This window comes from Psychrobacter sp. 1Y11 (assembly GCF_052259045.1).
GTDB lineage: Bacteria > Pseudomonadota > Gammaproteobacteria > Pseudomonadales > Moraxellaceae > Psychrobacter.
The window spans coordinates 170,322-189,693 of sequence record NZ_JBQQER010000003.1; the positions used below are offsets into that span (position 1 = coordinate 170,322).

The window sequence follows — 19,372 nt, forward strand, 5'->3', positions numbered from 1 at the left end:
TATAGACAACAACAAGGAGGTTAGTATGTCTCTTAACTCTAAATCTCATAAGCAGCAAAAAATGTCAAAACGCTCGCTTGAGCAATGGCTTAGCGAATATGCAGTCAGCCATCAAAACTTAATCAATAAGAAGATCCACTGGATGGCAGTACCGACTATTTTTGTTAGTATCTTAGGCATGGGTATGTCGCTATCGGTTTGGATTACCTTAGTACTAAGCGCTTTAGTACTGCTGTTTTATATGCAGCTGTCAACGCCATTATTTTTAGCGATGGGCATATTTATCCTGATTTGCTTATCAGTAATGGCAGCGCTACCTATCGGCTTTAAGGTTTGGGCCAGCATCTTCATGGTCGCTTGGATCGGCCAGTTTGTCGGTCATAAGATCGAAGGTAAAAAGCCCTCTTTCTTTGAAGACTTACAGTTCTTATTAATTGGCCCAGCTTGGGTGGTCAATAGCTTAATGGGTGGTAAGAATAAGCAAACGGCTTAGAGCGTTCTATCTTAGATACAAAGCTACGGCTTTTGCTTTAGCCCAGCGTCTCATCTTTGCAAAGATTTTATTACGGCTAAATAAGCAAAAAAGCGCGATCTTGCTAGCAAGATCGCGCTTTTATTTGCCTTAACATCAGCTACTGTAGTTTTAAATATAGGAGCTGATAAAGTGTCATTTATTTAACTCAGAGTCTGCACGCCGCCGCCATTGACAAACAAGGTCTGACCGCTGACCCACTCTGAGATTGGCGCAGCAAAATAGAGCATAGCGCCTGCGATATCGTCCGCTTCACCTAAGCGCTTAATTGGCGTATGTGAGAGCATTTTTTCTTCAATTTCGGGCGTCAGCACTGATTTTAGCGCATCGGTACGCGTGGCTCCCGGCCCGACCGCATTAATACGCACCTCAGGGCCGAAGTCATGTGCTAAGTTCGCAACCATATGGTTGACCGCTGCTTTGGAGGCAGCATAACCACTCATATTAGGATCTTTATTGACACTCGACATTGATGTGGTAATGACAATAGAACCATAGCCTGATTTTTTCATATGCGGCACGCATAACTGACATAAGCGCCAGCCACTAAAGACATTTAGCTCAAAATCGCGGCGAAAGTCATCTACCGAAATCTTAAATGGATTTTCTTTACCGCCACCACCGCCGCCCGCGTTATTAATCAAGATATTGACCGTGCCAAACTCACTGACCGCTTGCTCTACCATGGCTTTTAGGTCATCATCTTTTAAGATATTACACTCGATCGCTAGGGCTTTAACGCCAAAGCCTTCAATCTCTTGGGCAGCGGCTTTGGCATCGTCTATTTTTAGATCAGCGATGACAATGTTAGCGCCCGCTTGCGCCAGTCGTAGGGCGCTTGCTTTACCGATACCGTTAGCGCCGCCGGTGACGATAGCGATCTTGCCTGATAGGTCAAATAGCTCGTTAAACGTTTTATCTTTAAATTTTGGCATAAAAAATACTCCTATTTTAATTATGATTTGTTATTAGGCTTGGGTAAACTTGCAGTGACGATTATCTTAATTTTATTAGTCTAAAACTTATACTTTAAGTATCGCTTAAAGATTACACAATTCATTATGCTGTGCTAACCTCAAGTAGATATGGCAAGTTGACTGACTTTTTGTAACCTTATTACGTCACAGCGCAGCCTTTTAGCATGCTGCAAACGCGATATATTAAATTTTTACCCTAGTATTTGTGGCAGTATGATAATTAGGGCGCGTTCAACACGCTCTAGCATGAGATTTTCAAGCGTTCCATAAACTCACCGATGAAACAAGGATGTAAAATGGCAAACTGGTCAGAAGGCTATATCAGCGATATCAACTATACTTATGGCTATTATTCAGAGCTCAACCCTAATAGTGTCAAAATCCCCTTTCTAATGGCGGGACTAGATGCACCTAAGTTCACGACTGCTTGCGAGCTGGGTTTTGGTCAAGGTATGTCTATTAATGCTCATGCCGCAGCCTCAGACGTCGAATGGTATGGCACCGACTTCAATCCCTCACAAGCCAGCTTTGCCAAAGAGCTCTCTAATATCTCAACAAGCAACGCGCATCTGTTTGATCAGTCTTTTAGCGAATTCTGCAACCGTGAGGATTTGCCCGATTTTGATTTTATTGGCCTGCATGGGATCTGGTCCTGGGTCTCTAACGAGAACCGCGAAGTTATCGCTGATTTTATTCGCCGCAAATTAAAGGTTGGCGGCGTCCTCTATATCAGCTATAACACTTTGCCAGGTTGGTCAGCCGCTTCTCCTATACGTCATATGCTCACCGAGCACGATCATATGCATGGTAGCCGCGGACAAGGAATGGGAAAACGTGTCGAAGCTTCCATTAAGTTCACCCAAGAGCTATTGACGCTTTGTCAGCCGCTCGTTCAACAAGTGCCTTCTATACCCAAGCGCTTAGACGATATCAGCCAGCAAAACCCCAATTATTTAGCTCATGAGTACTTCAACCGCGATTGGCAGCCGATGTATTTTTCTGAGATGGCAGATTGGTTGTCTCCGACTAAGACTAGCTTTGCTTGTTCTGCCAATTTTTTGGAAGACTATAAGCCTAGTAGCTATAACAGCGAGCAGCTCAACTTTATAGAAAGCTTAGACGACCCTATGTTCGCCCAAAGCGTCAAAGACTATATGCACAATAAGCAGTTTCGGCGCGATTATTGGGTAAAAGGCGCGCGTAAAGTGTCTACGGCCAAATTAGAACAAACGTGGCACCAATTACGCTTTATGATGATCAGTAGCGCCGAAGATATCAAATATGAAGTGAATGGCGCGGCTGGTAATATCAGCCTACGTGAGGATATTTATAAACAGATCATCACCTTACTTAGTGACTATCAAATTCACCAAGTAGCGTCGCTACAGCAGCAACTGCCAGATGACTTTCAGCAAAGTTGGCTGTTTGAGTCTTTGGCGATTTTATACAGCCAAGGCGCTATCGTGTTGCTACAAGATGACGATACCATCGACAAGGTGCGAGAGCGCTGCAATAAGCTTAATGCCTATGTCATGCAGCAAAGTCTAGTGAGTCCCGAGCTCAACGCCTTAGTAAGTCCATTGACTGGTAGTGCGCTGACTTATAGCCGCTTCCCTTTGATATTCTTGCACGCTTACACTCGAGGTAAAAACACGCGGGAACAATGGGTTGATTATGCTTGGCAAGCGCTGAAAAAAAACGGCCAGCTGCTGCTCAAAGACGGTAACACTCTAAGAGAAGAAAAAGATAATATTGCGGAGTTAAATCGTATGGTTGAGGACTTTGAAAAAAACACGCTACCCCTCGCTAAGCGCTTGCAAATCGTTACTTAATGCTCAACCTCAATGATTAACGCTCAAAAAATGCAGACAAAAAAAACCCTCACTATCGATATAATAGTGAGGGTTTTTGCTATGTATCTTATAGATAATATCTATAAGATACAGTAGCCATATTTGGAGCGGGATAAGAGATTCGAACTCTCGACCCCAACCTTGGCAAGGTTATGCTCTACCACTGAGCTAATCCCGCATAGATCAAAGCGTATCATTAATTTATATTAATTACTACGTCTCGATAGGTTGGCTATTTTAGCAACTATTCTGCCGGTGTCAATATATTTTTTTGAATTTTTCTCAATTTAATAGCTTTCGCCGCTGCAAAACTATCAGGTATTCGTTTATCTATTTGATAATTTGGCTTTTATTGAACCATGTACTATTGAGATTTGGCTTTGATTTAATTTATAAATTTAAGCTCTGCTGTCAAACATTGCTTACGCTAGAGATTTACTTACATTTGCACGTAGTAATGTTACTTTTACTGCACTGGTCTTGTTACGGTAGGCTTATTATACTATTGCATATCTTAGACTAGATATGCTTGGCTTTATATTTGTTTTATTTTGATTTTAATCATTAGTATTAATTATTAACAGCGAGGATGTTTACCATGAAAAAATTGCTTACTACGTCACTGATGGCGGTTTCATTATCAACACTTGGGCTTGTCGGTTGCACGAGTACCACTAGTACAGGCGCTGTTGGCGTCGATCGTCAGCAGTTGTTATTAGTATCTGATGAAGAGGTTCTGCAACTTTCTGCTAAAAGCTATAATCAAGTGCTGCAAAAAGCGCGTCAAGAGAGAGTTTTGGATACCAATCCAGCGCAACTTCAACGTCTAAAAAGAATTGCCAATCGTTTAGTAGGTCAAGTGAGTGTTTATCGTCCTGACGCTGCTCAGTGGAACTGGGAGGTTCATACTATTAAGTCAGAACAGCTCAATGCTTCAGTGTTACCAGGTGGGAAAATCCTATTCTATTCTGGCATTATCGATCGTCTCAACTTAACCGATGATGAGATTGCTGCCATTATGGGGCATGAGATATCGCACGCGCTGCGTGAGCACTCGCGCGAACGTATCTCGCGGGAATATGCCACGCAGACAGGTATCGGACTTGCTGCCAGTGTCTTCGGTCTTTCGCAAGGTCAAGCACAGCTAGCTGGTCTCGCAGGTGATCTAGGTTTGAGCCGTCCGCATAGCCGCACCCAAGAGTCTGAGGCGGATCAGATTGGGCTTGAGCTAATGGCACGTGCCGGCTACAACCCGCAAGCCGCTATTACGCTATGGCAGAAGATGCAACGCGCTAGCCAAGGCGAGCCACCTCAGTTCTTAAGCACTCACCCGACTAGTGGTACACGAATCTCGCAGATGCAAGCGTTAATGCCTAAAGTGATGCCACTGTATCAAAAAGCGCGCCGCTAATTACTAATATTAATAGCCTCAATAACAGGGTTTGGATATATATTCATGCCCTGTTTTTTATGGCGAATGTTTTTTGTGATAAAGATAAGCATCCTAAGGCTCTGACAACGACAGCGTTTAGCACTTGCTAGCTTCGCTCTGTTATAATAGCTTTCTCTGTTTTTTGTTATCCACTTATCAAGTCTATACATTACTGACTGTTGAAGGACTGTTATGACCACTACCGGACCTACTGCTATCGAGCTTAAAGAAGTTTTGCAGGATTTACAGCCGCAATATCTGGACTTGATCAATGAATCTATGAATCACGCCGGCTACTTTGAGGGTAAAGAAAGCCACTTCAAGCTAACGGTAGTTAGTGAGGCCTTTACAGCTAAGCGTTTAGTGACGCGTCATCAGCTCGTCTATCAGCTAGTAGATCCGCTACTGACCTCTCAAGGCGGCACTGTGCATGCGCTAGCGATTCACGCTTATACTCCTACTGAGTGGCAACAGCAAACCCAAAGCCCTGAGAGTCCCCTGTGTGCAGGACAAAATAAATAGACGCTATCACTGTGATAAATGAGCTTAGACTGACTAGTGCTGAGCGTTACTCTACAAGGAATAGGATTAAATGAAACATCTGCATACGCTACTGGTATTTATACTAATCGGGCTATTTATATACCAGAGCTTTTTGGTGTTAAGCGCTAATCGTCGCGCCCCGCGTCCGGTGAAGATTGCCAACCATATTTTATATGCCTTAGTGATACTCTCAGGTGCTTGGATGCTGATGCAGCTGATGAGTGTTAACGCGCCTGTACAGTGGGTATTTGCCAAAATTATATTGTTAGTCGCGGCGATCAGCGCTAGCGTCAAAGCTTTCAACGTCAATGCTGCACCAAGTCAAAGTAAAATCGGTATTCTTATCGCCGGTGTCGCTTATATAGGTATTGTTATCTTAGCTTACGCAAAACCCAGTAATTTGTTTTAATATCAGTGAGTGCGCTATTTTTAATATCATAGACGCTTTATATTTGCTATCTTAAATACCTCCTACTGGTTCAACGGAGTTTTTATGAAAACCTTTACCGCAACGGCTATACTTGCAACCGCTGGCATCTTTGCTCTTTCAGGCTGTGCAACCAGTGGCAACCTAACCCCGCAATATGTACCGCCAAGCACTTATCAAAGCTACGACTGTCAAGCGCTGAGCCAAGAGTACAATCGCGTTGAGCGCTACGTTAACGCTACGCAAAAGCAGCAGTCGACTTTATCTGCCTCAGGAGTAGGCGTTGGCGTCTCTGCAGGACGCTGGGGTATCTCACCTAATATCAGCTTTGGCGTTGGTAGAAGTAACGATAATAAAGCGCGTGATGCCAAGCTATCGCGTCTATACGGCGAAGCGGACGCTATCATTCAAACCGCGCGTATAAAACGCTGTAGCTTCGCGAATGGTATTAAGATCTATGGTGAGTAGTACTAGTACTTATTAAAAAACCCTAAAGCTGCTTTACTTTCATAATGAGCTTTAAAGCTAAAAAGCCAATACGCTATCAACGTATTGGCTTTTTTATTGTTATTCATCTAATTATGAACCTTATTACTGCAAGCTTTTCACCCACTGCACGATTTGATCCCTAGGCAGCGCTCCTGATTGCCGAGCGACCTCTTTACCCCCTCGGAAAGCTACCATCGTCGGTAGACTACGAATATTATAAGGGGCAGCTGCTTGTTCGTACTTGTCGGTTTGCAGTTTAGCAAACACCACTTGCGGCAGTTGATCAGCCGCCTCTTTAAATTGCGGCGCCATCATCAAGCACGGCTGACACCAGCTGGCCCAGAAGTCTACGATAGTAAGCACATCGTTCTTTTGAATCGTCTTAGCTACGGTTTGCGCCGTCAGCTCTTGCGGACTTGCTGTCAATAAAGACTGTCCACATTTGCCGCAGTTAGGCGCGGCACTGAGACGATCGCTTGGCAGACGATTGGTCGCTTGGCAGTTGGGACAGATGATATGCAGATTTTCAGTACTCATAAAATTAGTCCTTCTTTATTTATTATGTTTTCATTGATTTGTTTATATTACCAATGCAAAAACTTAGCTCAATTTATTATTCTAAGTTGTTTAAGCAGTATCTTCTATAGCTTTTTCTTAGCCGAGCCGCTATAAACGTAGCTCATAGGTTTTGGCCCAGGTAAGTATTCTTCGCTCAACTCCTCGATACTAAAACCACCCGTTTTAATCAGCGCAGCAATGTCACGGTCTAAATGACAGCCGCCCGCCATAGGTTTCCATAGCGGTGTCAGACGGCGCTGCCAACGCTCTACGCTCGCCTCTGGTGCGAGACCATGCTCACAAAACAGTAGCCGCCCCTCAGGCTTGAGTACCCTTGCCATCTCTATTAACGCCGGTATCGAATCATCAATGCTGCACAGGGTAAAGGTCATCACGATGGTATCGAAACGCGCACTTTCTGCATCAATCTCATATATATCAGCGGCGATGATCTCAATCGGAATAGCAATTTGCGCGGCCCGTTTATAAGCTAATGCCTGCATTTGCGCGGCAGGGTCAATACCGATGATAGAGCTGACTTGACTGGCATCATAAAACTCTAAATTAAGACCGCTACCTATGCCGATCTCTAGCACCTCCCCTGTCGCTTGCGGCACAATTTTGGTACGTGCTTTCATCACTTGTCCGGTACCGCACGCCATATCGATCATCTTCGGTAGTACATATTGCTGATAGATATTCATGACGCTCTTCCTCAATTTAGCTTTGGCAAGTTGTCATTTTAGCGATTAGCCTAGCGCATTAATAGGCACTTTTAGATAACGAATGCCATTGGCCTCAGGCTTTGGCAACTGCCCTGCATCAATATTGACCTGTACTGAGGGAATAATCAGTCTTGGCATGGCAAGGGTCGCATCGCGGCGCTCACGCATCTGTACAAACTCCGCTTCATTGATCCCGTCTTTGACATGGATATTGCCTAGCTTTTGCGCAGCAACGGTGGTACTAGGACAATGCTTGCGGCCTTGACTAGGATAGTCATGACACAGATAAATCAACGTATCTTCTGGTAGAGACAAGAGCTTTTGGATAGATCGGTAGAGCGTCTTGGCATCGCCGCCTGGGAAATCACAACGAGCCGTGCCTACGTCTGGGGCAAAGATGGTATCGCCGACAAACACGACGCTCTTTTCATTATCAGTAGCCACATAAGCCATATCTGCAGGTGTATGCCCTGGTACATGTAGAACGCTTATTTCGATACCACCCAACTGTAAAACACTATCTTCATCGGTCAAGATATCGAATTGGCTGGCATCAGTGCGAAAACTGGTATCGAAGTTATAAACTTGCTTAAATATCTTTTGTACTTCAGTAATATATTTGCCGATGACCAACTGGCCGCCAAGCTCGTCTTTGACATGGATGGCTGCGGATAAATGATCGGCATGAGCATGAGTTTCGATAATATAAACCAGCTGCCAGCTCTTATCGCGCACAAACTCAAGCACCTCATCGATACTGTCTGTGCTCGTCCTACCCGACTTGGCATCGAAGTCCAATACCGGGTCGATAATCGCACATAGCTGCTGATCGCTATCTGCTAAGATATGAGTATAAGTTTCGGTATCCTGATGTAAAAAAGAATGTACTTGCATGCTTACCTCGTTTTATTGATGATTCAGTTATTCTAAGCTTAGAATTTATTGTTTTTATAACGCTTAACTCTATAGCCCTAATATAACATCTATACTACTATTTATAAATTTATATAATGTAATTTATGATAATATAGTTTATTATAAAGCGTCTTAGCTTATTGAATGTTAGAATACTGATAATTAATCTTTGAAGGCGGTTAGTCATTGCCAAATACTGCCAGCCACTATTAGGGCGTGCCCTAGTAATAGGGCCAAAATTTATATCAATAAGATAACCGTGATATTCCAAGGAGATTACTCTGACTACTTCTACCTTAGATAAGAGGTCATCGACCCATACAGGGGATGACACCACGCAGGATTTGGCAGCTATTGACTTAGCCAAGCAAATGCAACAGTCCTCACAGCAAGCCAGCCAGTTGCTCAAGTCACTATCGCATCCTGATCGCTTATTATTACTTTGTCAATTAACCCAAGGCGAGTACTGCGTAAGCGAGCTTGAGACTTTAGTCGGTGTCGGTCAACCGAGCCTATCGCAGCAGCTCGGCATCTTGCGTAAAGACGAGCTAGTAGCGACGCGCCGCGAAGGTAAGCAGATTTACTATAGCATCGCCAGCGACGATGCCTTGGCAGTGTTGCAGCTGCTATATCAGCGCTTTTGTGTCAAATAGCTTTAAGAGTCTTGATGAATTCTAAGCTCTTTATAGCTCTCATTTGCCACTGAACAAGCAAAACTGTATTAGGATAGACGTACTGATATGTCCTCTATTGCCACTCGTCTGATACCGGCTTGGCTGCGTCACTACCAGTTGGCGGCTCTGCCTGCTGATGTGATTGCTGGGCTAGTAGTCGGTATCTTAGTGATACCGCAAAGCTTAGGTTATGCGGTGCTTGCAGGACTACCACCTGTTTACGGTTTGTACGCGGCTATTGTGCCCGTTATCGTCTATGCGTGGATCGGCTCGAGCAATGTACAAGCGGTCGGCCCCGTGGCGATCACTGCGATTATGACCGCTAGTGCTTTGAGCACTTATGGCGATCAAGGAGCTGAGCAATATGTACTGATGGCAAGCCTGCTTGCCCTAATGGTAGGCGCGTTATTATGGCTTGCAGGCGGGCTAAAGCTTGGCTGGATTATGCAGTTTATCAGTCGCGGGGTCTCCGCAGGCTTCATCAGCGGCGCGGCCGTACTTATCTTTGTCAGTCAGCTCAAATACCTCACCGCTATCCCAGTCACTGGTAATAGCTTGATAGGTTACTTGTCCAGCTTACAGCAGTTCGCGCAGCAGCTGCACCCGCTGACCTTGGCTATCGGTATCGTCTCTTTTTTATTACTAATCGCCAATCGTTATGGCGGCAAATGGCTTTGGCGCTCTTGGCTATCGGCGGCTTATGCCAAGTGGGCTGAGCGCCTGTTTCCGCTTATTTTATTAATGATCGCTATTTTACTCAGCGTGGTCAGCCACTGGTCCGCTCATAACGTCGCCACTATCGGTAGCATTCCACAAGGCTTGCCCAGCTTGACGCTACCGCATCTGCCAGACTTGCGCGAAGCGGCAAACCTGCTACCCACCGCAGGACTAATGGCGCTGATTGTGTTCGTCTCTAGTAGTTCAGTCGCTAGTACCTATGCCCGACTGCGCGATGAGAGCTTCGATGCCAATCGCGAGCTGACCGGCTTGGGACTGGCGAATATTGCAGGCGGTCTATTCCAGAGCTTTGCGGTAGCTGGCGGTTTTTCGCGTACAGCGATTAATGCCGACTCAGGGGCTAAGACGCAGTTGGCAAGCTTCGTCACAGTAGCAGTCATGGTCGCGGCTTTGATATTCTTTGGTCATATACTTGCGCCCCTACCCTACGCGATTCTTGGCGCAATCATCATGGCCTCTATCATCGGTTTAATAGATATCGCAACTTTGAAGTCGGCTTGGCAGCGCGATCGCTTGGATGCCGCTAGCTTTATCGCTGCGTTTGCAGGGGTATTGATATTTGGTCTCAATACTGGTCTAGTCATCGGTCTAATGGTGTCTTTTGCTAGCCTGATTTGGCAATCGAGTCATCCACACGTGGCTATTGTCGGTCAACTGGCAGAGACCGGGCACTTCCGCAATATCCATCGCCATAGCGTAGTCACTTATGAGCATCTGTTAATGATACGTATCGATGAGAGTTTGTTCTTTGGTAATACTGACTCTATTCATCGCCGCATTCTGCAAGCGACCAAAGACTATAGCGACGCTCATGAGATCATCCTGATTATGTCAGCGGTCAATCACATTGATCTCACCGCGCAAGAGATGCTGATTACCTTAAATAGAGAGCTTGCCGCCGATGGTAAGCATTTGCATTTTAGCTTTATCAAAGGCCCGGTGATGGATAAGATTGAGCATACGCCGCTGATCACGGAGCTATCAGGGCAAGTGTTTTTAAGTACCAACGCGGCGGTAAATGCTCTAAAAGATCTGTAACCACTCAATTTTTTAGTAATGACGATACTTTATTGTTATTATAGTCTTATCTCTTATGTATCTAGTGCATATCGTTTTACAATGAACCGTTACTTACCACGTTTAAACCCTTTTAACTTTCTTGAGATAACCGACTGAATTTATGACTGACAACCTCACAATTTATAAGCAAATATATCCATCGCAATGCGCGAAGCTTGCGGAGCTTGGCTATCGCTCAGTCATCAATATTCGCCCTGATGATGAGCATATCACACAGCCGACGAGCCTTGATTTGGCAAGTGCTAGTCAGCAAGCCAATTTGGCCTATCAGCATTTGCCATTCTATGATGAGCGTCTAAGTAAGATGACGGTTGAGCAATTCGCTAGCTTTTATCACGCCTGCCCCAAACCAATATTGATGTTTTGTGGAACGGGCGCGCGCGCCAAACTCTTATATCAAAGCGCCCTGATGCAAGGTCTGCTATAAACTTTACATAGCTTATCTTTTATTCTAAAGCGTTTCATCCTACCCTACTTATTGAATGTTTCACCTCCCAAACCCTTTGTATCAATAATAAAAAAGGAGCTCGTATGAGCCATCAAATCAGTATTACCGGTCAAATCACCCCTGACCAAGTGCCAATGATCGCCGAAAACGGCTTTAAGACCATTATTAACAATCGTCCTGATGGCGAAGAACCCAACCAGCCCGTCAACGCTGATATCGAGGCCGCGGCAAAGGAGGCAGGACTGGCTTATAAAGAAGTGCTATTTGCCGGTAATGAGCTCAATCAAAATCACGTCGAAGAATTCGCGGATTTCTTTAATCAAGCCGAGCAGCCGATCTTGATATTCTGCCGTACCGGTAATCGCTCAACAGGCATTTATGAAGCCGCTAAGCAGATGGATTTATTAGATGACTAATGTTTGATGATTAAGATAGCCTTACTCTATTACTGATAACAAAACGCCCTTTCAAATCTGAATGGGCGTTTTTTATTACTTGATACCTATTTTATTGTTTGATAAACCTTAAGTAATTAAAGATTAGACAATCAAAGCAAGACTACTTAAGATCACACACACTTTTCATAGTACCTAAGATAAAATTTGATACATGCTATAAAATTCAACAACTAATAAAACAAGGATAGTATTAGTAAAATATCATTAGCTTGTGTTATCTTCAGTCGCATACGATAAGTGATCTTACAAGGACTGTTTTATGAATAGTATCGCCTTAGCCCTACTCCCTCTAGCGCTTGCCTATATTATGTTCACCTTGGGTACAGGACTAAAATTAAGCGATTTTAAAGTGATTGCCGCCCATCCCAAAGCCTTTTTTGTCGGGTTAGTAAATCAAGTTATCTTAGTGCCGTTAGTGGCTTTAGCAGTAGTCTTAATCACTATGCCGCCGCCAACTATCGCCTTCGGCATTATGCTAATCAGCTTCTGTCCAGGTGGTGTGACCAGTAACATGCTGACCTTTTATGCCAAAGGTAATGTGGCGCTCTCTATCGCATTGACCGGTGTCGTCAGTCTGCTCTCAGTCATCACTTTGCCTATCTTAATTACTTTAGCATTTGATCACTTTATGCAGGACCAAGCAGGCACGGTTAGCGCGGTAAAAATAGGTCTAGTAATGTTTTTATTGACGGCGCTGCCTGTGACTTTGGGTATGCTCGCTCGCCGCAAATTCACAGGCTTTATGGAGCGTAAAAGTAATATTCTAAACGCTATAGCTAGCCTCTTATTTGTGCTGGTTGTCCTAGCGGCAGTAGCGTCTAACTGGGAGTTACTCAAATCACAAGCGACGGCAATCGGCTTCGAGCTTATCTCAATTATTATCATATTATTTGTGCTAAGTATGGTAATAGCTAGAGCCTTCAAACTGAATTGGTTCGATACTAAGACCATCTCGATAGAGACCAGTATTCAAAACAGCACTACCGCTATTACTTTAGCGCCCATTATTATGGCAGCAGCAGCGGGTCTACCTGCTATCGCGCTACCTGCTGCTGTCTATGGCGTGCTGATGTATTTAGTTGCTCTTCCAGTGATTGCGGTTATTCGCAATAAAAACTAGCTTAAATCGTACTAGAGCGACCTTCCATAAAAAAAGACCACCTCATATGTGAGATGGTCTTTTTGAGGCTTAATGAATAAAGCTCTTATTGCATTACTAAATATTCAAAAGCACTTAGCGCCGCTTTCGACCCTTCGCCCATAGCAATATTAATCTGCTTAAACGGCACAGTAGTCACATCACCACAAGCAAAAATACCTTTGCGATCGGTACGGCATTTTTCATCGATTTCAATCTCGCCAAAACGGTTTAGATCGACAAAGCCTTTGATAAACTCCGTGTTCGGTACTAAGCCAATTTGTACAAACACCCCTGCCAAATCTCGCTCATGGGTCTCACCTGTGCTGCGATCTTCAAAGACGATAGAGCTTACTTTACCGTCAGTCGCTTTGATCTCTTGCGTTGCCGCGCTAGTGATGAACTCGATATTTGATTTCTCTTTGGCTTTATTAATGAGCACTTGATCGGCTTTTAATTCGTCGGCAAATTCAAGAACGGTCACGTGTTTGACGATACCGGCCAAATCAAGCGCCGCTTCGATACCTGAGTTACCACCACCAATCACTGAGATGTCTTTATCTTTAAAGAAAGGACCATCACAGTGCGCACAGTAAGCTACGCCTTTACCGATATTTTCTTCCTCGCCGGGGACGCCAAGCTTACGCCACTGCGCACCAGTCGCAAGGATAATACTACGGGTTTCAAACTGCTCGCCAGTATTGAGATGGATACTGTAGTTTTCTTCCTTAGTCTCATCAATCTCTTTGACCGTCACATGCTGCTTAAGGGTGATATTATACTCTTGCAGATGCTTTTCAAAGTCCGCTGATAGATGAGTACCTGTGGTCAAAGGTACCGAGATTAAGTTTTCGATATCCTGTGTATCTTTGACTTGACCACCAATACGATCGGCAACCATGGTCACTTTTAGACCCTTACGCGCGGTATAAATCGCCGCTGCCACTCCAGCAGGACCGGCACCTATAATAGTGACATCTTGCTGCTCTAGTTGTTCTGCGTCATCATCGCCTTCCGCTAACAGATCAGGGAACTGCTCTTGTAACTTTTCGATCAGTTTAGCCGTATCGATAAGACCATTAGCAAAAGGCTTACCGTTTAAGAATACAGCCGGCACGCCCTGAATATTATTGGCTTCGACTTGTTCTTGGAACAGCGCACCATCGATCATCTCGTTACTGATATCGTCGTTCAGTATGGCGAACTGGTTCAAGGCTTGTACCACTTCTGGGCAGCTGTGGCAAGATAACGACACATAAGTCTGAAACTGAAGCGGTTTATTAAAGCGCTTCACTAATTTTTGGATGCCTTCATCGAGCTTGAGCGTATGACCGCCAGCCTGCAAAATAGCTAAGATAAGCGAAGTAAATTCGTGACCGCCTGGAATACCACTAAAAACAATACCGTTATCAACGACTTCGTTATCGATATGGCTACGCACAGCAAAGCTGATTGGGCTTGGTAAGCTGCTGTCAACATAGTCCGCTTGGTCCAGCTCAAAATTAATCTTATCTGTCGTTCCAGCAATCTTTGTTAAAAAGTTGACTAGCTCGCTACGTTTTTCGTGCTCGCCTGACCCTAATACGAAACTAATAGGACGAGTCATGTTTTCGCTATAGCTTTTTACTGCGTCTAATAAACTTTGGTCAATCATAATCAATCCTTATTTTTATAATACAAAAAATACTAAGAGAGTAAATTCGGTTTAAGTTAGAGTATCGGGCTTAATGTAGCTTTAATTTTAGCTCGCTAATACGCTGTGGCCCTTAGGCTACCAACTTTTGATAGAGCTATTATCGGACGTTTCAGAGCTATGAACAAGCGGATAAATCCAAACTATACGTTTTATAAAACAAATCATAAAATCAATATAATCTAGTAATTTAAACCTATTATTAATAAAACACCCTAGAACCTAGCCTTTTATTTCGCTACAATCGAGAGAAGTGGTAAGAAAAACAACTGGTTTTAAGAGCAATTACTCTGGTAAATAAAAGGCTTTTATAACCGTAACTCTTAGCGCTTTAGAGTCTTAAATTCATTAATAGTTTTAATCACTATGCGTCGCTAGTCGTTCATGACGACCTTACGCTTACTAACAAGGATGAAAACATGAGAAAGACTGATACCCTGCAAGATAATAGAGAGATTGTTGACGAGCTTAGACAAAAAGACAGCCACTTCGCGGTGATATTTGATGAACACACTCAGCTTGATGAGCAAATTAATAGGCTAGAAAAAGACCGCGTCACACAAGCGAGCTGGGACGATGAGATCGAACAGATGAAACGACGAAAGCTACAGCTTAAAGATGAGATTTATAGAATCATTGATAAGAACAAATTACAGTCACATGCCTAATCATGACTCAAAACCAATATTGATTTTTATGTAGACATAAAGAACAGTAGATAATGATAAAAAAGCCCTCATCAAACAATGCTGATGAGGGCTTTACTATTTGTAGCTTACTATTTTAAATAGCTAATCAGCTACTTTTAAACAAGCAATGACTTAGATTTTACCAACTAAATCAAGGCTTGGTTTTAGAGTTGCTTGACCTTGCTCCCAAGCGGCTGGGCATACTTCGCCGTCGTTGTCACGAACGTACTGAGCTGCTTTTACTTTACGTACCATGTCTTTTGCGCTACGACCGATACCAAGGTCATGAATCTCAGCGACTTTGATAAGACCATCTGGATCCACTAAGAAAGTACCACGAAGAGCGGCGTTGTCTTCTTCGATCATGATGTTGAAACCGCGAGTGATTTTACCTGTACCATCACCTAGCATTGGATATTGTACTTTGCCAATGGCTTCTGAAGAATCGTGCCAAGCTTTGTGTACGAAATGAGTGTCAGTCGATACTGAATATACTTCTACGCCAAGGCCTTTTAGCTCTTCGTAATGGTTTGCCATATCTTCAAGCTCAGTTGGGCAAACAAACGTAAAGTCATGTGGGTAGAACATAAAGATCGCCCAGTTGCCTTTGACGTCTTCTGAAGTGATGGTTTTAAATTCACCGTTTACATATGCTTCGGTTGAAAACTCTGGGATTTCTTGATTAATAATAGCGGCCATGAGTGGCTCCTTTTTTGTTAAGTTTGTGGTTATAAAAATAATAATGATTAAATCGATAGGTTACTATAAAGTAGCTAAAATAATGAAGCTGTCTACATTAATATTGCCTACCACGCTAACTGCGATTAATTGCCGTTCTTGATGGTGCAATAAATCTTGCTATAGGCTTTACCTATCTGGGTTACAAGACAAACTATACGCGAATTCTATGGTTAATCCAGTTAAAAGTTTTTAATTTGATGTTTTGTTTTATTAATCTTGTTAAACTATTCTATCGCTATTACTCATTAAATAATAATACGTAAAGCGCCTATCTCTATCGATTTGCGAGCGATAAGATAAAACCAATACTTTTACAAAACTTCTAAATTGCATTAGAGAGCTTCTATGATTACTTTACGTCAACTCGAATTTGCCTTGGCCGTTGCCAAGCATCGTCACTTCAAACGCGCCGCTGAAGATTGCAATATCTCGCAATCAGCTTTGAGCTTAGGTATAGCGGAGCTAGAAAAGCAACTCGATACACAGATTTTTGAGCGCAATAACAAGCAAGTGCTGATCACCCCTATTGGCCAAGATATCTTGACACGCGCACAGCGTATATTTTCTGAGGTCAATGATCTCACGACTCGCGCTCATAGCCATCAAGCGCCGCTGGCTTACCCGATGACGGTTGGTATCATTCCGACTATCGCGCCGTACTTGCTGCCTAAGGTCTTGCCCGCGCTTCGAGCACACCACCCTGAATTTCGCATGACCATAGTCGAGCAGCAGACCGAGCGCTTACTCGAACAAGTGCGCTACGGTCATATCGATACCGCTATTATTGCGCTGCCTTATGCGGTCGATGGTTTACATAGTTTTGAATTTTGGTCGGAAGATTTTTTTGCCGTATTCCCCAAAGACGATGTACATGCCAAGCTTGATAGCATTAATTCTGATGAGCTAGCGACCGCTAATCTGATGCTATTGGGCGAAGGACACTGCCTAACCGACCAAACTTTATCCGTCTGTCATTTCGATCGTGAACAGATGAAATCGAGCTTTTCTGATGCCAGCTTGAACACGCTTATTCAGATGGCGCTAGCTAATATGGGCACAACACTAGTCCCCGAGATGGCGCTAGATCAGCTGCATCTGCACAACCAAAATGCGGTCGCTGTTCCATTAAGCGAAGCAGGTCCGCATCGTCATATCGCCTTTGTCACTCGCCTAAATTATGCCCGTGTCGATGATGTGAATTTGTTGGGCAGTGTGTTTAAACAAGCGTTAGAAGAGTCGGCTGATAAGGGCTAGAGAAAATATGACAGACATCTCGCCGGCCTCCTCTAATCTTAGTCACTGCTTTGAGCAGCATTTATTATCGGTTACGAATAGCGATATCAAGCCAGCGCAAGTTAACGGGCTTTGGCAAGATATCGCTATTCGTTATAATGAGCTTAGGCGCGCTTATCATACGCTAGAGCATTTACAGCAGCTTTTTAGTCAGTTTGAGCAGATTAAGCATAAGCTACAGCAGCCGTCTATCATTGCCTTGGCGCTGTTCTATCATGATGTGATTTATGAGCCGACAAGGGCAGATAACGAGCTCAAAAGCGCTGACTATGCACAGAAGGTATTAAGTCAGTATTTAACAGATGCTCAAGTTGAAGGTATTTATAAGCTGATAATAATGACCGCAGATCATCAATTAAATGACGCTGATATTAGTGACCCTAGTAGTAGCAATAATAGCGACGCCGCCTACTTATTAGATATGGATTTATCTGTTCTAGGTGCGGCTTGGTCTGAATACGAACAGTATGCCAAAGCAGTAAGGCAGGAGTATAGTCAGGTTGCAGAAGCAAAGTATCGCATGGGACGCACTGAGGTATTAGCAGGCTTGCTCGCTCATCCAAGACTGTATTTCAGCGATTATTACTATCAGCGGTTAGAAGTTCAGGCTCGTGAGAATATTGGACGGGAGATTACTTCGCTGATAGTTTGATAAATAGCTCACTACCTTGGCGCGCGGGATGTGAATTATAACAAGGCTCCATGATCTCGATATCAAAGTGCGACTCGAAGCGTCGCTTATACTCCTGCTTATCACCACCAAACGGTGGATGACTATTGCCAAAATCCTTATCAAACAGCACACCTACTAACTTGCCTTTTAGCTTTAATAAATTTGCCATCTGCTGTACATACTCATTACGGCGCTGCGGGTTTATCGCACAAAAAAACGTCTGCTCCAGTACCCAATCGAACTGATAGCGCTCAGGTGATAATGCAAAAAAGTCCGCACAGACTAGCTGCTCAGACGGAAAACTAGGATAGCGCTCGGCAAAGTCATTAATTGGCGCAGGCGCAAAATCAACCAACGTGACATTGGTAAAGCCTTGCTGATAGAGATAACCGACTTCATAAGCATTGCCCGCTCCTGGCACTAAGATAGCATCATGCTTGGCAGATTCAGGCAATTGGTCGATATAAGCTTTGAGCGGTGGCGATACCTCGCCCATATCCCACCTAATACTGTCTGACTGGTAACGCTGCTGCCAAAATTCGGCTTGGCTGACGTTGTCCATAACTTATCCTTTTTCATTTAAAAAAAGTTTTGGAAATTAATCCAACTTCCCATCTTTACCCGCTAACTTATCATGCCACTGCTTATACTCCGGCATCGCTGTTTCTACCGTTTGCCAAAATGCCGAGCTGTGATTGGCGTGATGCAAATGACATAGCTCATGGACAATGACGTACTCGGTACATTCGATAGGGTAAGCAGGCAGGTATACCGATAGCCAAACACGGCCGACGCGCATATTACAACTGCCCCAGCGCGTGTGCATCTTTTTGATACGCGTCTCTGTCGCTTTAGTCCCGACTATCGGCTGCCATTTTTCAAACAGCTCAGGCATAACTTGTAATAACTGCTGACGGTAAAGAGCGATTTTTTTGTCATGATTAAGCGTAAAGGTTTGCTTATCTCCCCATAACCAAAGCGGTTCAGCTTTTTTTACTGAGTTAGATTGTGGGTGCTGGTTTTGTTTACGCTGATAATTCTCTAGCACTTGCTGATGGTGGGCCAGCGCCCACGAGACACGTCTATCGATAAATTGCGCCATTTGAGTGGTACTGATGGAGGTGGGAACAGAAACGGTTAGTAGATTGGGCTTTAGCCGGAAATTAATATTTTTAACACGTTTTTTGCTGATCTGCAGCTTAATATTAGCTGCCGCCAAGCGCTCGATAGCGCTCTGTAACAAAGGCGTCATATTCATATTTTTAGCAGCAAGGTTTTGGCTAGGCATAGAGTGCT

General features: G+C 43.9%; 22 protein-coding genes and 1 tRNA gene. 14 read left to right on the forward strand and 9 right to left on the reverse strand.

Annotated features, from left to right (window positions below; translation table 11 throughout):
• Positions 1–25 precede the first annotated feature (25 nt).
• Positions 26–493, forward strand: a complete 468-nt coding sequence (locus tag ACTXGJ_RS03850; protein ID WP_443565179.1) for an Mpo1 family 2-hydroxy fatty acid dioxygenase — start codon at positions 26–28, stop codon at positions 491–493.
• Between the two features lie 182 nt (positions 494–675).
• Here ACTXGJ_RS03850 and ACTXGJ_RS03855 read toward each other — a convergent pair whose 3' ends face one another.
• Entirely contained in the window at positions 676–1,467 is a 792-nt protein-coding gene (locus tag ACTXGJ_RS03855) for a glucose 1-dehydrogenase (RefSeq protein WP_443565180.1), read from the reverse strand.
• A 338-nt stretch (positions 1,468–1,805) separates the two neighbouring features.
• Between ACTXGJ_RS03855 and ACTXGJ_RS03860 the strand changes: the two genes are divergently transcribed.
• Positions 1,806–3,341: a class I SAM-dependent methyltransferase gene (locus tag ACTXGJ_RS03860; RefSeq protein ID WP_439241667.1), complete on the forward strand. Its 1,536-nt coding sequence runs from the start codon at positions 1,806–1,808 to the stop codon at positions 3,339–3,341.
• Positions 3,342–3,465: 124 nt separating this feature from the next.
• Here ACTXGJ_RS03860 and ACTXGJ_RS03865 read toward each other — a convergent pair.
• Positions 3,466–3,540: transfer RNA gene (locus tag ACTXGJ_RS03865), tRNA-Gly, on the reverse strand.
• Positions 3,541–3,960: 420 nt separating this feature from the next.
• On the opposite strand from ACTXGJ_RS03865, the gene ACTXGJ_RS03870 reads away from it, so the two are divergent.
• The 4 genes from ACTXGJ_RS03870 to ACTXGJ_RS03885 all read left to right on the forward strand — a co-directional run bounded on the left by ACTXGJ_RS03870 (position 3,961) and on the right by ACTXGJ_RS03885 (position 6,232).
• On the forward strand, positions 3,961–4,773 hold the full coding sequence (locus ACTXGJ_RS03870; protein ID WP_439241669.1) for a M48 family metallopeptidase: 813 nt from the start codon (positions 3,961–3,963) through the stop codon (positions 4,771–4,773).
• A gap of 213 nt (positions 4,774–4,986) precedes the next feature.
• Positions 4,987–5,316: a BolA family protein gene (locus ACTXGJ_RS03875; RefSeq protein WP_443565181.1), complete on the forward strand. Its 330-nt coding sequence runs from the start codon at positions 4,987–4,989 to the stop codon at positions 5,314–5,316.
• Positions 5,317–5,386: 70 nt separating this feature from the next.
• On the forward strand, positions 5,387–5,746 hold the full coding sequence (locus ACTXGJ_RS03880; protein WP_443565182.1) for a SirB2 family protein: 360 nt from the start codon (positions 5,387–5,389) through the stop codon (positions 5,744–5,746).
• Positions 5,747–5,830: 84 nt separating this feature from the next.
• A complete protein-coding gene (locus tag ACTXGJ_RS03885; protein ID WP_439241675.1) occupies positions 5,831–6,232 on the forward strand; it encodes a hypothetical protein in 402 nt (133 codons plus the stop codon).
• A 123-nt stretch (positions 6,233–6,355) separates the two neighbouring features.
• Here the strand turns inward: ACTXGJ_RS03885 and trxC are convergent, their stop codons facing one another.
• The 3 genes from trxC to ACTXGJ_RS03900 all read right to left on the reverse strand — a co-directional run bounded on the left by trxC (position 6,356) and on the right by ACTXGJ_RS03900 (position 8,430).
• Positions 6,356–6,790, reverse strand: a complete 435-nt coding sequence (gene trxC / locus ACTXGJ_RS03890; RefSeq protein WP_443565183.1) for a thioredoxin TrxC — start codon at positions 6,788–6,790, stop codon at positions 6,356–6,358.
• A 104-nt stretch (positions 6,791–6,894) separates the two neighbouring features.
• Positions 6,895–7,515 (reverse strand): class I SAM-dependent methyltransferase, encoded by a 621-nt coding sequence (locus tag ACTXGJ_RS03895; protein ID WP_443565184.1) that lies wholly within the window; start codon positions 7,513–7,515, stop codon positions 6,895–6,897.
• A gap of 45 nt (positions 7,516–7,560) precedes the next feature.
• Positions 7,561–8,430 (reverse strand): MBL fold metallo-hydrolase, encoded by an 870-nt coding sequence (locus ACTXGJ_RS03900; RefSeq protein WP_439241681.1) that lies wholly within the window; start codon positions 8,428–8,430, stop codon positions 7,561–7,563.
• 392 nt (positions 8,431–8,822) lie between these two features.
• On the opposite strand from ACTXGJ_RS03900, the gene ACTXGJ_RS03905 reads away from it, so the two are divergent.
• The 5 genes from ACTXGJ_RS03905 to ACTXGJ_RS03925 all read left to right on the forward strand — a co-directional run bounded on the left by ACTXGJ_RS03905 (position 8,823) and on the right by ACTXGJ_RS03925 (position 12,969).
• The gene (locus ACTXGJ_RS03905) at positions 8,823–9,104 is read left to right on the forward strand and encodes an ArsR/SmtB family transcription factor (protein WP_439257395.1); all 282 of its coding nucleotides are present in this window, start codon (positions 8,823–8,825) and stop codon (positions 9,102–9,104) included.
• A gap of 87 nt (positions 9,105–9,191) precedes the next feature.
• Positions 9,192–10,901: a SulP family inorganic anion transporter gene (locus ACTXGJ_RS03910; RefSeq protein WP_439241685.1), complete on the forward strand. Its 1,710-nt coding sequence runs from the start codon at positions 9,192–9,194 to the stop codon at positions 10,899–10,901.
• A 142-nt stretch (positions 10,902–11,043) separates the two neighbouring features.
• Positions 11,044–11,370 (forward strand): protein tyrosine phosphatase family protein, encoded by a 327-nt coding sequence (locus ACTXGJ_RS03915; protein WP_443565185.1) that lies wholly within the window; start codon positions 11,044–11,046, stop codon positions 11,368–11,370.
• Positions 11,371–11,474: 104 nt separating this feature from the next.
• Complete coding sequence (locus ACTXGJ_RS03920) at positions 11,475–11,807, forward strand: protein tyrosine phosphatase family protein (RefSeq protein WP_443565186.1); 333 nt, start codon at positions 11,475–11,477, stop codon at positions 11,805–11,807.
• A gap of 301 nt (positions 11,808–12,108) precedes the next feature.
• A complete protein-coding gene (locus ACTXGJ_RS03925; protein WP_443565187.1) occupies positions 12,109–12,969 on the forward strand; it encodes a bile acid:sodium symporter family protein in 861 nt (286 codons plus the stop codon).
• Between the two features lie 85 nt (positions 12,970–13,054).
• Here ACTXGJ_RS03925 and ahpF read toward each other — a convergent pair whose 3' ends face one another.
• A complete protein-coding gene (gene ahpF / locus ACTXGJ_RS03930) occupies positions 13,055–14,641 on the reverse strand; it encodes an alkyl hydroperoxide reductase subunit F (RefSeq protein WP_443565188.1) in 1,587 nt (528 codons plus the stop codon).
• A 458-nt stretch (positions 14,642–15,099) separates the two neighbouring features.
• Between ahpF and ACTXGJ_RS03935 the strand changes: the two genes are divergently transcribed.
• Positions 15,100–15,348, forward strand: a complete 249-nt coding sequence (locus ACTXGJ_RS03935) for a YdcH family protein (protein ID WP_439241695.1) — start codon at positions 15,100–15,102, stop codon at positions 15,346–15,348.
• Between the two features lie 153 nt (positions 15,349–15,501).
• Here the strand turns inward: ACTXGJ_RS03935 and ahpC are convergent, their stop codons facing one another.
• Complete coding sequence (gene ahpC / locus ACTXGJ_RS03940; RefSeq protein WP_439241697.1) at positions 15,502–16,068, reverse strand: alkyl hydroperoxide reductase subunit C; 567 nt, start codon at positions 16,066–16,068, stop codon at positions 15,502–15,504.
• Positions 16,069–16,455: 387 nt separating this feature from the next.
• On the opposite strand from ahpC, the gene ACTXGJ_RS03945 reads away from it, so the two are divergent.
• Together ACTXGJ_RS03945 and ACTXGJ_RS03950 are read left to right on the forward strand one after the other, a co-directional pair.
• A complete protein-coding gene (locus ACTXGJ_RS03945) occupies positions 16,456–17,364 on the forward strand; it encodes a hydrogen peroxide-inducible genes activator (protein ID WP_443565189.1) in 909 nt (302 codons plus the stop codon).
• 7 nt (positions 17,365–17,371) lie between these two features.
• The gene (locus ACTXGJ_RS03950) at positions 17,372–18,055 is read left to right on the forward strand and encodes an HD domain-containing protein (RefSeq protein WP_443565190.1); all 684 of its coding nucleotides are present in this window, start codon (positions 17,372–17,374) and stop codon (positions 18,053–18,055) included.
• Here the strand turns inward: ACTXGJ_RS03950 and ACTXGJ_RS03955 are convergent.
• Both ACTXGJ_RS03955 and ACTXGJ_RS03960 read right to left on the reverse strand, forming a co-directional pair.
• Entirely contained in the window at positions 18,036–18,638 is a 603-nt protein-coding gene (locus ACTXGJ_RS03955; protein ID WP_443565191.1) for a methyltransferase domain-containing protein, read from the reverse strand. The genes ACTXGJ_RS03950 and ACTXGJ_RS03955 overlap by 20 nt on opposite strands.
• 36 nt (positions 18,639–18,674) lie before the next feature.
• On the reverse strand, positions 18,675–19,364 hold the full coding sequence (locus tag ACTXGJ_RS03960; protein ID WP_443565192.1) for a M48 family metallopeptidase: 690 nt from the start codon (positions 19,362–19,364) through the stop codon (positions 18,675–18,677).
• Positions 19,365–19,372 lie beyond the last annotated feature (8 nt).

Coding starts and splice junctions, on each gene's coding strand:
- ACTXGJ_RS03850 (WP_443565179.1), top strand. CDS start 26: ATGTCTCTTAACTCTAAATCTCATAAGCAGCAAAAAATGTCAAAACGC.
- ACTXGJ_RS03855 (WP_443565180.1), bottom strand. CDS start 1,467: ATGCCAAAATTTAAAGATAAAACGTTTAACGAGCTATTTGACCTATCA.
- ACTXGJ_RS03860 (WP_439241667.1), top strand. CDS start 1,806: ATGGCAAACTGGTCAGAAGGCTATATCAGCGATATCAACTATACTTAT.
- ACTXGJ_RS03870 (WP_439241669.1), top strand. CDS start 3,961: ATGAAAAAATTGCTTACTACGTCACTGATGGCGGTTTCATTATCAACA.
- ACTXGJ_RS03875 (WP_443565181.1), top strand. CDS start 4,987: ATGACCACTACCGGACCTACTGCTATCGAGCTTAAAGAAGTTTTGCAG.
- ACTXGJ_RS03880 (WP_443565182.1), top strand. CDS start 5,387: ATGAAACATCTGCATACGCTACTGGTATTTATACTAATCGGGCTATTT.
- ACTXGJ_RS03885 (WP_439241675.1), top strand. CDS start 5,831: ATGAAAACCTTTACCGCAACGGCTATACTTGCAACCGCTGGCATCTTT.
- trxC (WP_443565183.1), bottom strand. CDS start 6,790: ATGAGTACTGAAAATCTGCATATCATCTGTCCCAACTGCCAAGCGACC.
- ACTXGJ_RS03895 (WP_443565184.1), bottom strand. CDS start 7,515: ATGAATATCTATCAGCAATATGTACTACCGAAGATGATCGATATGGCG.
- ACTXGJ_RS03900 (WP_439241681.1), bottom strand. CDS start 8,430: ATGCAAGTACATTCTTTTTTACATCAGGATACCGAAACTTATACTCAT.
- ACTXGJ_RS03905 (WP_439257395.1), top strand. CDS start 8,823: ATGCAACAGTCCTCACAGCAAGCCAGCCAGTTGCTCAAGTCACTATCG.
- ACTXGJ_RS03910 (WP_439241685.1), top strand. CDS start 9,192: ATGTCCTCTATTGCCACTCGTCTGATACCGGCTTGGCTGCGTCACTAC.
- ACTXGJ_RS03915 (WP_443565185.1), top strand. CDS start 11,044: ATGACTGACAACCTCACAATTTATAAGCAAATATATCCATCGCAATGC.
- ACTXGJ_RS03920 (WP_443565186.1), top strand. CDS start 11,475: ATGAGCCATCAAATCAGTATTACCGGTCAAATCACCCCTGACCAAGTG.
- ACTXGJ_RS03925 (WP_443565187.1), top strand. CDS start 12,109: ATGAATAGTATCGCCTTAGCCCTACTCCCTCTAGCGCTTGCCTATATT.
- ahpF (WP_443565188.1), bottom strand. CDS start 14,641: ATGATTGACCAAAGTTTATTAGACGCAGTAAAAAGCTATAGCGAAAAC.
- ACTXGJ_RS03935 (WP_439241695.1), top strand. CDS start 15,100: ATGAGAAAGACTGATACCCTGCAAGATAATAGAGAGATTGTTGACGAG.
- ahpC (WP_439241697.1), bottom strand. CDS start 16,068: ATGGCCGCTATTATTAATCAAGAAATCCCAGAGTTTTCAACCGAAGCA.
- ACTXGJ_RS03945 (WP_443565189.1), top strand. CDS start 16,456: ATGATTACTTTACGTCAACTCGAATTTGCCTTGGCCGTTGCCAAGCAT.
- ACTXGJ_RS03950 (WP_443565190.1), top strand. CDS start 17,372: ATGACAGACATCTCGCCGGCCTCCTCTAATCTTAGTCACTGCTTTGAG.
- ACTXGJ_RS03955 (WP_443565191.1), bottom strand. CDS start 18,638: ATGGACAACGTCAGCCAAGCCGAATTTTGGCAGCAGCGTTACCAGTCA.
- ACTXGJ_RS03960 (WP_443565192.1), bottom strand. CDS start 19,364: ATGCCTAGCCAAAACCTTGCTGCTAAAAATATGAATATGACGCCTTTG.